The sequence below is a fragment of the Domibacillus iocasae genome (genome assembly GCF_001750285.1).
Classification (GTDB): Bacteria; Bacillota; Bacilli; order Bacillales; family Domibacillaceae; genus Domibacillus; species Domibacillus iocasae.
In genome coordinates, this window is the sequence record NZ_MAMP01000012.1 from 181,548 (window position 1) to 193,936 (window position 12,389).

The window sequence follows — 12,389 nt, forward strand, 5'->3', positions numbered from 1 at the left end:
AAAACTTCTAGATATGAGGGCGTTTTTAAAATGAAAAATAGCTGCCGACAAAGTCGGCAGCCTGAAGCGGTCCCTTTGTAAGGGACCGCTATATATTTGTGCAGTTTTGAAGCTGCATTCTTAGCTTTTGTTCCTTCATTCGACCAGCTTGTGTGGCCGGTCATCTTGCGCTTTTCTTATGAGGCGTACATCGCTTTTACTTTTTTCTGAAGTTCCGCATCATCTAAATATTCATCGTATGTGACGGATTTGTCCACAATACCGTTTGGCGTAATGTCAATAATACGGTTGGCTGTTGATTGAACGAACTGATGGTCATGGGATGCGAAAATCATGGCGCCTTTAAAATTGATCAAGCCGTTATTAAGCGCGGTGATCGACTCCAAGTCCAAATGGTTCGTTGGCTCGTCCAAAAGCAGTATGTTTGAGCCGGACAGCATCATTTTTGACAGCATGCAGCGGACTTTTTCGCCTCCGGATAACACACTCGCTTTTTTCAATGCTTCTTCTCCAGAGAACAGCATCCGGCCAAGAAAACCGCGCAGGAAGCTTTCGCTTTCATCCGCCGGTGAAAATTGACGAAGCCATTCAACGAGCGTCATGTCTGATCCATCAAAATACTCCGAGTTATCTTTCGGGAAGTAAGCCTGTGTTGTTGTAACGCCCCATTTGTACGAGCCTTCGTCTGGTTCCATTTCGCCTGCTAAAATTTTAAAGAGTGCTGTTTTTGCGCCTTCGTTTGTTCCGACAAGGGCAATTTTGTCATTATTGTTCATAATAAAGCTGACGTTATCAAGCACTTTTACGCCGTCAATTGTTTTTGTTAAACCATCTACACGCAATACATCATTGCCGATTTCGCGTTCCGGTGTAAATTGTACATATGGATAGCGGCGGGATGACGGCTTAATATCATCAAGCGAAATTTTATCAAGTGACTTTTTCCGTGATGTCGCTTGTTTAGACTTTGATGCGTTAGCGCTAAAACGAGCGATAAACGCCTGGAGCTCTTTAATTTTTTCTTCTTTTTTCTTATTAGCATCCGACTGCAGCCTTTGCGCCAGCTGGCTTGATTCATACCAGAAATCATAGTTGCCTGCATAAACTTGAATTTTGCCAAAGTCAAGATCTGCTATGTGCGTGCATACCTTATTAAGAAAGTGACGGTCATGGGACACGACAATAACGGTATTTTCAAAGTTGATCAAAAATTCTTCCAGCCAGCGGATTGCCTGAATGTCAAGGTGGTTGGTCGGCTCATCAAGCAAGAGAACATCCGGTTTGCCAAACAGCGCTTGTGCAAGAAGCACTTTCACTTTGTCAGAACCATCCAAGTCCGCCATTAATTTATCATGCATTGCATCTGAAATGCCAAGACCTGAAAGCAAAATTGCTGCTTCCGACTCCGCTTCCCAGCCGTTCATTTCCGCAAATTCACCTTCAAGCTCAGCAGCGCGCATGCCGTCTTCATCTGTGAAGTCTGCTTTCATATAAATGGCGTCTTTTTCTTTCATCACTTCATATAAACGCGCATGGCCCATAATAACAGTTTCCATGACGCTGTACTCTTCATATTCAAAGTGATTTTGCTTTAACACAGCAAGGCGTGCATCTTTTGGCATTGATACATGGCCTGTCTGAGGCTCCAAGTCGCCAGCGAGAATTTTAACAAACGTTGATTTTCCTGCACCGTTTGCGCCAATCAAGCCGTAGCAGTTCCCAGGTGTGAATTTCAAATTAATATCTTCAAACAATTTTTTGTCGCCAAAGCGCAGGCTGACATCTTGTACTGTAATCAAATGTTTTTTCCTCCCAAAATAAATTCATCGCATCTGATTATATCATCCCTGCGGTAAAAAAAGAACAGACAGACAATTGAAAACGGAACCAAATCTTTTTTTAATCCCGAGTAAGCAAATAGGATTGACTTTGCATTATTTTCTGATAAACTAAACTCATTCATAAAGAAGAGAGAATGAAAGAGGTGGGCATGAATGATTACGTTTGAATCGTGGAATGAGCTTCAAAATCAAGTTCCTGATTTTCCAGCGGATTCAGAAACAAAGGGTGCACTCGAAACATTACAATGGGCATATGATACTTATGGAGAGAAATTAGTATATGCCTGTAGTTTCGGAATCGAAGGCATCGTATTAATCGATTTAATTGCACAGGTAAAACCAGATGCAGAAATCGTTTTTCTTGATACACATTATCATTTTAAAGAAACATACGAAACGATTGATAAAGTAAAAGCACGCTATCCGCAGCTGAATATTCGTATGCAGCAGCCGGAGATGACAATTGAGGAACAGGCTGCACAATTCGGGCCAGACTTGTTTGCGACAAACCCGAATAAGTGCTGTGAAATTCGCAAGATTATTCCTCTTCAAAAAGCATTGGCGCCATCAACGGCCTGGATCTCAGGGCTGCGCCGCGAGCAATCGGAATCAAGAGCCAATACAAACTATTTAAATCTTGATAACCGGTTTGAAAAAATTAAAGTGTGCCCGCTTATTCACTGGACGTGGAAAGAAGTATGGCGCTATGTGACAAAACATGAACTTGACTACAATGTGCTGCATGACCAAGGATACCCAAGCATTGGCTGTGCACCATGTACGAAACCAGCATTTTCAATGGACGATATTCGTTCCGGCCGCTGGAGCGGTTCTGGAAAAACAGAATGCGGTCTTCATACAACATCTTAATTTTTTTTCACACTAAAACCAAGTATTTAGATAAGATTTCATTACTATCGGAGGTATATTCTTATGACAAACATTGCTGCCCACGGAGGCCAACTTATTAACCAGTACAATCCAGATCTTGACTTGACTGGCATTATGAAAGAAGTAGAACTGGACGCAACAGCATTAAGTGATCTTGAATTAATCGCAACAGGCGCGTTCAGCCCGCTTACCGGCTTTTTAACTCAAAACGATTATGACAGTGTTGTAAAAGACATGCGCCTTGCGAATGGTACCGTTTGGAGCATTCCGATTACTCTTCCGGTTAAAGATGCGTCAGGCTACGATAAAGGCGATACAGTATTGTTAAAGCAAAACGGCACGGTTTATGGTGTATTAAAGATTGAAGACATTTACGAGCCGGACCAGCAGCTTGAAGCACAAAACGTATATAAAACAACAGAAGATGCACACCCGGGCGTGAAAAAAGTATATAGCCGCGGACCTGTTTATCTTGGCGGTCCGATTACACTTGTGAAACGCATTGAACGCGAACAATTTGCGGAATTCTATTTTGATCCATCTGAAACACGCCGTATTTTCCAAGAAAACGGCTGGAACAAAATTGTCGGTTTCCAAACGCGGAATCCTGTTCACCGTGCGCACGAGTACATTCAAAAATCAGCGCTTGAAATTGTCGATGCGCTTCTTTTAAACCCGCTTGTTGGTGAAACGAAGTCCGATGATATTCCAGCAGATATCCGTATGGAAAGCTATCAAGTGCTTCTTCGTGATTACTACCCGGCAGATCGCGTGAAACTAGCAGTATTCCCAGCGGCGATGCGTTATGCAGGTCCACGTGAAGCAATTTTTCATGCGCTTGTCCGTAAAAATTATGGCTGTACGCATTTCATCGTAGGTCGTGACCATGCAGGTGTTGGCGATTACTACGGCACATACGAAGCACAGGAAATTTTCTCAAACTTTACAGCAGAAGAAATCGGTATTACGCTTTTATTCTTTGAACATAGCTTCTTCTGCAAAAAATGCGGCAACATGGCGTCATCGAAAACATGCCCGCATACGAAAGAAGACCATGTTATTCTTTCCGGTACAAAAGTGCGTGAAATGCTTCGCGCAGGTGATATTCCGCCAGCAGAATTCAGCCGTAAAGAAGTTGTTGAAGTATTAATCCGTGGCATGAAACAAACTGCGAACGCATAAGGAGAGAATCGACATGACAAACAACAATATTGTGTGGCATGAACAGTCACTAACAAAAGAAGAGCGTCGTCAAAAAAACAAACACCACAGCGCGGTTTTATGGTTTACCGGGCTGTCGGGTTCCGGCAAGTCAACGGTCGCAAACGCTGCGGCCCGCCGCTTGTTTGACCTTGGCGTAAGCACATATGTATTAGATGGCGATAACGTCCGCCACGGCTTAAATAAAGACCTCGGATTTTCCGATGAAGCACGCAAAGAAAACATCCGCCGTATCGGTGAAGTGGCGAAATTGTTTGTAGATGGCGGCCAGCTTGTTTTCACTGCGTTTATTTCTCCATTCCGTGAAGATCGTGACACCGTCCGTGCGCTGCTCGGAAAAGATGAATTTATCGAAGTATTTGTAGAGTGTCCGATTGAAAAATGTGAAGCACGTGATCCAAAAGGCTTGTATAAAAAAGCAAGAGCAGGTGAAATTCCTGAGTTCACCGGCATCTCTTCTCCATACGAAGCACCGGAAAAGCCAGAATTGATTGTCAACACGGATCAATACTCCGTTGAAGAGTGCGTCGATCAAATTATCGGTTATTTAAAAGAAAAAAACATGCTACAATAGAGAGAAATGTACGATGAACGGAGGTGGCACGATGGGCAAAATATGGCTTGTCGGTGCAGGTCCGGGAGACCCGGATTTAATTACGGTTAAAGGGTTAAAGGCGATACAGGAAGCAGATGTCATTTTATATGATCGTTTGATCAGTATGGAGCTTCTCGAGCATGCAAAAGAAGGAACAGAACTTCTTTTTTGCGGAAAGCTGCCGGATCGTCATTTTGTTCAGCAGGAGAACATTAATGAACTTCTTGTTGAGCATGCGAAGCAAGGGAAACAGGTTGTCCGGTTAAAAGGCGGCGATCCTTATGTTTTCGGGCGAGGTGGCGAGGAAGCGGCATTTGCTGTGCAAAATGGCATTGAGTTTGAAGTTGTACCAGGTATAACATCTGGTATTGCAGCTCCTGCTTATGCTGGCATCCCTGTTACCCACCGTGATCACGGAGCGTCTTTTGCTATCGTGACAGGCCACCGTAAAGAAGGCGCAGGAGAAGAAATGAAATGGGCTTCCTTAGCAAAAGGAATCGATACGATCGCTATTTACATGGGCGTGAAAAACCTTCCTTATATTCAAGAACAGCTTCTGAAGTATGGAAAGTCTCCTGAAACGCCCGCGGCCCTTATTCATTGGGGAACGACAGCAAAACAGCAAACGGTCACAGGTACGCTTTTGGATATACATGATGTCGCACAAAAAGAAGGTATTACAAACCCAAGTATGATTGTAATCGGTGAGGTCGTGAAAATGCGCAGTGAGCTTCAATGGTTTAAAGAAAACACATTGAATGTCTCAGGAGGTGCAAAAGGATGAAAGCCGTACTTTACATTTGCCACGGAACGCGTGTAAAAGAAGGCGCGAAGCAGGCAGCTGATTTCATTAAAAAAACGATGCCGCTTGTTGATGCACCCATCCAGGAAATTTGCTACCTTGAATTGTCTCAACCATCTATTGAAGAAGGTTTGCGCGCCTGTATTGAAAGAGGAGCAACGGATATCATTGCGATTCCGTTTCTTCTTTTAACAGCAGGTCATGCAAAGGAAGACATTCCGACTGAATTGTCTCATGCCGCAAAACAATTTCCGGATGCCGTGATTCGATACGGTGAGCCGCTCGGTGTGCATGAACAAATTATTGATGTTCTGATTGACCGAATGAAAGAAGCAGCAACGATTCAGTCGGATGCGACCGTTCTACTTGTAGGCCGCGGTAGCAGCGATCCAGCGACCAAAGAAGATTTCAGCCGCATTCTTCACCTTTTTAAAGAAAAAACCAAGTTAACTGATGTGTATATTGGATATATGGCCGCCTGTGAACCTGCTTTTGAAGATGCGCTTGGGCAAGTGGCTGCATCAAATCCGAAACAGCTGTTTATTGTTCCGTATTTGCTGTTTACCGGCGTATTGACAAAATCAATGGATAGAGCCATCAAAAAGCTTGAATTGGATGGAGACGTCCATTTATGCAGGCATCTTGGCTACACCCCGGTGATCGGACATATATTAGCAGAGCGTGTGGAAGAAGCCGCACAGTCGGAGCCCGTATGTTTCCCATTATGATTGATTTAAGCGATCAAAAAGTCGTGATTGCCGGCGGCGGATCGATCGCATTTCATAAAGTTGAAAACCTGCTTCGCTTCGGCATCCGGCCGCACATTGTCAGCCCAAAATGCCATCCGGCCATTGAACAGCTGGCGGCTGATGGGAAAATTTTTATTCACCGTAAAAAAGTCGAGTGGACTGATCTTGAAGACGCGTTTTTAATTATGCTCGTCACGGACGACAAAGAGGTTAATGCCCAAATGGCGAAGCTTGCTGTTTTGCACGGAAAACTTGTCGTGCATGCGGAGCATAATGACCTTGGCAACGCGCAGATCCCCGCTGTATTAATTCGTGGCAAGCTGATGATCAGTGTGTCGACTGGCGGGGCAAGCCCGACATTGTCGACAAAAATACGGAACCAGCTTGAGCATGAATTTGATGAGCGGTATGAAGACTATTTGGATTTTTTATTTGATGCACGACAATACATTAAGAGTCACATTCATGATCGGCCAGAGCGGAGAATTTGGCTTAAAAAAGCGGTGGAAACCCGCTACTTAGAATATCCGGAGGAGCGGGAATACTATATGACAGAACTCTTTTCACGCTATCCCGCTTTTTAGACAACAGGAGGAACCAATATGGAACGTTTTTTAATTCTTGCACTCGTCGGGCTCGCTGCCCAGCTCGTTGACGGGTCGCTTGGAATGGGCTATGGCCTCACATCGACAACACTGTTGCTGACCGCAGGGATTGCGCCGGCCATTGCATCCGCTTCTGTTCATATGGCAGAAGTCGTTACAACGGCAGCATCCGGTATCAGCCACCGCAAGTTCGGCAATGTAGATAAAGCGATGCTGAGAAAACTCATTGTGCCGGGTGCAATTGGTGCATTCGCCGGCGCGACATTTTTGAGCAACCTGACGGGAGATTATGTACGCCTATACATTTCTGGATTCCTGCTTTGTCTCGGATTGTTTATTCTTGGACGCTTTCTTTTCTTAAAAGATGCAAGGAAACAAAAGCCAAAACCGCCAACGAACAGATTCTTTATTCCGTTAGGCTTTGTAGGCGGCTTTTTTGACGCCAGTGGCGGCGGCGGATGGGGACCGATTGCAACGCCTGCTTTACTCTCCCAAAAAGGCATGCAGCCGCGTATGGTAATCGGAACTGTTGCAGCCAGTGAATTTGCCGTTGCAACTGCTGCCACAATCGGCTTTATGATTTCACTTGGCCCGGACAAAATTAACTGGCTTTGGGCGGGTGCGATTATGCTTGGCGGTGTTATCGCCGCGCCATTTGCGGCATGGATAGTCAAAAGCCTGCCGACACGTGTATTAGCTGTCATCGTTAGTGGCATGCTTATTATGACTAATTTAAATGCTGTTCTAAATTACACAAGCATTTCAAATTCTGTGGAAACCGCGATCTTTATTGCACTAGTAATTATTTGGATTCCGCTCACAGGGTATGTAGTGCGAAAAGAAAAACGCATTGCGCAAAAAGAAAAGCAAGAAATGAATACAGTGAAAAGAACATCTTAAAGGCGGGGCCCATATAAATTGGGTCACGTCTTTTTTATCGCCAATTGGTTAAAATTAGCTTCTTTATTGCAGCTTCCGATACGTAAGCGCATGTTTAAGTTTGCCGGACTTTAACCGAGTATATGGCCAGCCATAATATAAAACCAGTAGTTGTAGGAGGTCTCACTGTTGAATTGTACACGTTGAACTACTACACAACGCACAATATTGATTTTATTTCCAGCGGGTGGGAGCAATTTGATAAGCTGCTGACAGAAGAACTCGGATTCAGCAGAACATCACGTGAGTAGTATCACGAAAACTTGAACTGGCCATTGAAATACCTTCCAGCCATTTGAAAGGCAGCGAAGAAAAAATCATTGAAATTGAATTAAAAAGCGGCTGCAGCATTTTTGTTATCGCTGTGGAAGATATTATTATTCACCGTCTGGAATCGGTTCTCGTGTCAAACGTTCAATTTCCCGAAGATCACGAAGATTATCAATAGGCGTACCGAATGTTTTTGCTTCATAAAGATGACTTAATTGATCATAGGTATTTAAAATCAAAAACAATCAATTGGATTGAAAAATGTTACTCATAAGCAAGTGAATTTTTTCTCTTTTTTCTCACTATTACAAGTATACTAAACTAATGAGAAAAAATATATTTAACTTTCTATAATAAATATTATGTTAACTTCGAAAGAAATTTGTTAAATCAGGCTTCATCCTCTCAACTCCCCATAATAATTGATATCGTTAACCTGTATTTCGCAAGTTAACGATAATTTGAGTGTTATCTCCTGTTTACATAACAGCCTGGCTTGTTTCAATAATCTGCTTATTTTTGCCGATAACCATCCACCATTTCTCAAGGAGGTTTTGTATTTGAACTTTCATCATGCCATCGATGAGTTTTTATTGTATTTACAGGTCGAAAAAAACTATGCAGCCAATACGCTGACCGGCTACGCATACGACTTAAAATCACTGGAACAATTTCTTCTTGCACATAACCGGCCGCTAGATGTATCACAGCTGCAGACATCGACGATCCGCCGCTTTATTCAGGATCAGGTCTTACAGCATAAAATAAGCCCTAAAACGGTACACCGGCGTATTTCCTGCCTTCATTCCTTTTCAAATTTTTGTCTTCATGAAAAACTTATTGAAACCGTATATATTCATCCATCTACATTAATCATCAATGCGTTCATTATATAATCTGAATCTTTTCCCTCTTTCAAGTGAATAGATACTAATTCTGCGAACCATTCATCCTTAACTGCTTGTTTAATGGCTTGTTTATCAATCAAAAAAATCTCTGTTCATCCAGAATTTTTTTGATTGATGTTCTCACTTCAGTGGAATCCCTGGGTTTAAAGTATTCTCTGATGATCATAAAATAAACATCATGTAAACTTCTAGATACTCAATGCTTTCCAGTTTTCCGCTTATCTTTTCCGGTAAAGTTTGTCCAAGCTGACCAATCACATTATCAATTAAATCACGATAAACTCGACATTCAACACACTCGATATAACCCAATTGTGTCTATCTTTTAAGGGGTTCTCTATCTCTGGAAGTTATTCAGATCAGTCTATTAAAACGGAAATCTCTTTCTTTTTTCATCTGCTTAAAATCCCCAAAGCCCTTTTATATAGATAAAAGCAATATAGACAACAAAACAAATGATTCCCCCAAAAGCCAATTTAACAATTCCGCTTACGATCCATTTAAATATACCTACTGCCAATAAAATCCCTGCTATCACGATAACTATTGCTATTATTTGTTCCAATGTTATTTCTCCCTCTAATCAGACTCCCTCCAATTTTATCGTACGCCAGCGAGGTTAGCTATAAATTGTGAGGGTAATATTTCAATCGATTATCCTGAAACATTTTCCATTTTTTCCATTTAACTTTACAATTTATCTGAAAATTAATATAATTTTAATTATAACTGGTCAGATCATTTATTCTAACAATGAGGTGATAATATGTTATATCTATATGAAATTAAGAAATTATATGACGACATTGATAATTTTAAGGTAAGTCCCTTAGAGACAATTGAAATCCTTCACATTAGAAGTGAAATGAATGAAGTTCAGCATCTTATGACTGAAAAAGAAAAGAAAGAACTCGAAAAGTGTGACTGCAAAATGCTTGCACATGCTGAGGCTTTATTACACCATCTTCAGGCAGCTTATGATTTTGCCGATACAAAGCGGCCAGTTGAAGAATGGTGGTGGCATTTAGGCGAAGTATCTCGCGGAGAGTTAACTGTTGCCCTCGAAATTAAATCCATTTAGCAGTTAAACCAACAATAAAATCACTAAGAATAAATCCTTGGCGCTTTATCTATGATGCTATTTTGGATAAAGCAGACTCCATGAAACAATATGAATACAAAGCAGCTTTGAATGTTATCTCCTGTTACCGTAACAACCCGGCTTTTTTTGATATCCTTTTTATTTTTGCGGATAACCATTCCCTATCTCTGAAAGAAGTTTTGGGTTTAAACTTTCATCATGCTGTTTTAAACTAATTTTTTCAGTAACATAAAACGGATCAGCGGTGGGCTCTTCCTTTTAAGGAAAGCTGACTAGAACTACTATTACGACTCAGCACGTTCCTTCCAACAACGTAAACGTAGTTGGAGAGGATTGTACTTTATACCAATCCCTAACGGCCGAGCTTTCGCGCACTCGGTCTTTTTTAATATATCGCTTAGGTATGTTGAAAAGATAAAAAAGAATGGCTTTTTCCCTCCAACCAATGGTCTTTCCTCTATTTCACACTTGTGAATGAAACAATGTGTCATATAAAAATCCTCATTCCATTAAAAAGCATAAACCTGATATAAGGAAAAGTTCACAGAAAATTTGATTTTTAAGGACTTTTCTACTAATTACCTCATTGTTGAATGACCGAATAGTCTGTATAATCCTAAAGGTAAATTAATAAAAGAGAATGCTAAAACGTATATTTAGTTTTAGTTAAAGGAGAAAATTGATTAAAAATGAAGCTGCAAACTCTTAAAGGGAAATTAGTTATCTTGTGCCTTTGTATATTAATAATTCCGGCTATGATTGTAGGTTTAAGTTCCTATAATCTTTCCAAAAATGAATTGGATCAATCCGGGGAAGCACAGCTCAAAAGCCAGGTGAAGATGACCATTGCGATGATTAATCTGCTTAATGAAGAAGTCGAAGCAGGCAATTTAACACTCGAAGAAGCACAAGAAAAACTCCGCCAGGAAATACTTGGTGAAAAAGACGCGGAGAATAAACGTCCTGTCAATACAGACTATACGGTTGGCGAAACCGGCTATGTGTTTGCCGTGAATGAGGACGCTGTTTCTGTTATGAACCCTGCAAATGAAGGAAATAGTATTATTGACCTTAAATCAGAAGACGGTGTTATGGTTGGAGAATCGTTTCTTGAAATAGGAGCAAGCGGCGGCGGTTATGTTACATATAAATATCCACTTCCAAACTCAGACAAAGTAGAAACAAAAGTAGTTTATGTCGAAATGGACCCTCATTGGGGGTGGATTGTAGGAACAGGAGCATACGTAACAGAATTTAGTGAAGGCGCAAATAACATCTTGCTGTTTTTATCCATTATTATGGTTGCAGCTGTCCTAATCGGCGCTTTTGCCGTTAATTATTTTTCAAACCGGCTGATAAAACCAATCATCCATATTGGAAAAGAATTAAACAAAGTAGCTGATGGGGATTTTACAGGCGAAAAAGTTGCTGTCCATTCCAAAGATGAGATTGGTCAGCTGGCTTTAGATTTCAATCATATGACGAATAATATGAAAAAATTAATTCAGCATGTCGCCATATCGGCCGAACAAGTAGCAGCCTCTTCTGAACAATTAACAGCTGGTGCAGACCAAACAACAGCCGCGACAGAACATGTGGCTTCTGCGATTCAAGAAATTGCGAGCACGGCGGAAGCCTCAACAGACAAACTGCAAAGAAATTCTAATTCATTAGACGAGGTATTGACAGGTGTTACACGAATTGCAGAAAGGTCCACAGCAGTGGCAGAGATAGCAAGAGAAACAGCATCTGAAGCGGAAGAAGGCGGTCATTCCGTTGAAAATAACCTAACTCAAATGAGATTTATTCATGAATCGGTTAGTGCGTCCAATAAAGTCATTGAATCCCTTTCCGAACGTTCAAAAGAAATAGGCAAAATTTTGGATGTGATAAGCGGCATAGCTGATCAAACGAATCTGCTGGCGTTGAATGCGGCTATAGAAGCAGCCCGTGCAGGCGAGCAGGGAAAAGGATTTGCCGTTGTTGCTGACGAAGTGAGAAAATTGGCGGAACAGTCGCAGTCCTCTACAAAATTAATTGCCGACTTGATCAACCATATTCAAAAAGATATGGAAAACTCTGTGAAAATTATGGGCGATGTTATGCAAAATGCGGAACAAGGTGTCGAAGTATCCATTGAAACGTCAACAAAGTTTCATCAAATTATAGAGAGAACAAGAAACATTACACCGCAAATAGAAGAAATTACCGCTACCGTACAGCAAATATCAACAAATGTAGAAGAAGTATCCCTTTCGGCCAATGAAATATCAAATCTTGCACAAGAAAATGCGTCCAGCTCAGAAGAAGTTGCAGCTTCAACCGAGGAACAGCTTGCTTCCATGGAAGAAATCAATACGTCCGCAAAAGCGTTAGCAGCAATGGCTGAAGAATTAAAAGAAGTAACCCATAAGTTTAAGCTGACGGGCAGTGCCATTCCCGATAATGAAATGTAAATTAAAAAAT

Annotated in this window: 14 protein-coding genes; 11 read left to right on the forward strand and 3 right to left on the reverse strand. The window is 41.5% G+C overall.

Annotation, left to right across the window (positions count from 1 at the left end; translation table 11 throughout):
* Window positions 1-176 precede the first annotated feature (176 nt).
* Window positions 177-1,799 carry an ABC-F family ATP-binding cassette domain-containing protein gene (locus tag BA724_RS05420; RefSeq protein ID WP_069937644.1) on the reverse strand — a complete coding sequence of 541 codons (1,623 nt, stop codon included), beginning with the start codon at window positions 1,797-1,799 and terminating at the stop codon, window positions 177-179.
* A 195-nt stretch (window positions 1,800-1,994) separates the two neighbouring features.
* On the opposite strand from BA724_RS05420, the gene BA724_RS05425 reads away from it, so the two are divergent.
* The 8 genes from BA724_RS05425 to BA724_RS18525 all read left to right on the forward strand — a co-directional run bounded on the left by BA724_RS05425 (window position 1,995) and on the right by BA724_RS18525 (window position 7,894).
* Window positions 1,995-2,711, forward strand: a complete 717-nt coding sequence (locus BA724_RS05425) for a phosphoadenylyl-sulfate reductase (RefSeq protein ID WP_069937645.1) — start codon at window positions 1,995-1,997, stop codon at window positions 2,709-2,711.
* A gap of 63 nt (window positions 2,712-2,774) precedes the next feature.
* Window positions 2,775-3,914, forward strand: a complete 1,140-nt coding sequence (gene sat, locus BA724_RS05430) for a sulfate adenylyltransferase (protein WP_069937646.1) — start codon at window positions 2,775-2,777, stop codon at window positions 3,912-3,914.
* Between the two features lie 13 nt (window positions 3,915-3,927).
* A complete protein-coding gene (gene cysC, locus BA724_RS05435; RefSeq protein ID WP_069937647.1) occupies window positions 3,928-4,527 on the forward strand; it encodes an adenylyl-sulfate kinase in 600 nt (199 codons plus the stop codon).
* Between the two features lie 31 nt (window positions 4,528-4,558).
* Window positions 4,559-5,332 carry a uroporphyrinogen-III C-methyltransferase gene (cobA, locus tag BA724_RS05440; RefSeq protein ID WP_069937648.1) on the forward strand — a complete coding sequence of 258 codons (774 nt, stop codon included), beginning with the start codon at window positions 4,559-4,561 and terminating at the stop codon, window positions 5,330-5,332.
* The gene (locus tag BA724_RS05445; protein WP_069937649.1) at window positions 5,329-6,078 is read left to right on the forward strand and encodes a sirohydrochlorin chelatase; all 750 of its coding nucleotides are present in this window, start codon (window positions 5,329-5,331) and stop codon (window positions 6,076-6,078) included. The genes cobA and BA724_RS05445 overlap by 4 nt, the downstream gene beginning before the upstream one ends.
* The gene (locus BA724_RS05450) at window positions 6,063-6,683 is read left to right on the forward strand and encodes a precorrin-2 dehydrogenase/sirohydrochlorin ferrochelatase family protein (protein ID WP_069937650.1); all 621 of its coding nucleotides are present in this window, start codon (window positions 6,063-6,065) and stop codon (window positions 6,681-6,683) included. The genes BA724_RS05445 and BA724_RS05450 overlap by 16 nt, the downstream gene beginning before the upstream one ends.
* A gap of 18 nt (window positions 6,684-6,701) precedes the next feature.
* Window positions 6,702-7,604 (forward strand): sulfite exporter TauE/SafE family protein, encoded by a 903-nt coding sequence (locus tag BA724_RS05455; RefSeq protein ID WP_069937651.1) that lies wholly within the window; start codon window positions 6,702-6,704, stop codon window positions 7,602-7,604.
* A 122-nt stretch (window positions 7,605-7,726) separates the two neighbouring features.
* Complete coding sequence (locus BA724_RS18525; protein ID WP_169818506.1) at window positions 7,727-7,894, forward strand: hypothetical protein; 168 nt, start codon at window positions 7,727-7,729, stop codon at window positions 7,892-7,894.
* A 126-nt stretch (window positions 7,895-8,020) separates the two neighbouring features.
* Here BA724_RS18525 and BA724_RS18990 read toward each other — a convergent pair whose 3' ends face one another.
* On the reverse strand, window positions 8,021-8,152 hold the full coding sequence (locus tag BA724_RS18990; protein WP_281181992.1) for a hypothetical protein: 132 nt from the start codon (window positions 8,150-8,152) through the stop codon (window positions 8,021-8,023).
* Between the two features lie 321 nt (window positions 8,153-8,473).
* Between BA724_RS18990 and BA724_RS05460 the strand changes: the two genes are divergently transcribed.
* Window positions 8,474-8,809, forward strand: coding sequence for a site-specific integrase (locus BA724_RS05460; RefSeq protein ID WP_069937652.1), 336 nt, complete (start codon window positions 8,474-8,476; stop codon window positions 8,807-8,809).
* Between the two features lie 412 nt (window positions 8,810-9,221).
* Here the strand turns inward: BA724_RS05460 and BA724_RS18530 are convergent, their stop codons facing one another.
* The gene (locus tag BA724_RS18530) at window positions 9,222-9,386 is read right to left on the reverse strand and encodes a hypothetical protein (protein WP_169818507.1); all 165 of its coding nucleotides are present in this window, start codon (window positions 9,384-9,386) and stop codon (window positions 9,222-9,224) included.
* A gap of 201 nt (window positions 9,387-9,587) precedes the next feature.
* Between BA724_RS18530 and BA724_RS05465 the strand changes: the two genes are divergently transcribed.
* Entirely contained in the window at window positions 9,588-9,902 is a 315-nt protein-coding gene (locus BA724_RS05465; protein ID WP_069937653.1) for a hypothetical protein, read from the forward strand.
* A gap of 710 nt (window positions 9,903-10,612) precedes the next feature.
* The gene (locus BA724_RS05470; protein WP_069937654.1) at window positions 10,613-12,379 is read left to right on the forward strand and encodes a methyl-accepting chemotaxis protein; all 1,767 of its coding nucleotides are present in this window, start codon (window positions 10,613-10,615) and stop codon (window positions 12,377-12,379) included.
* The last annotated feature ends 10 nt before the right edge of the window (window positions 12,380-12,389 follow it).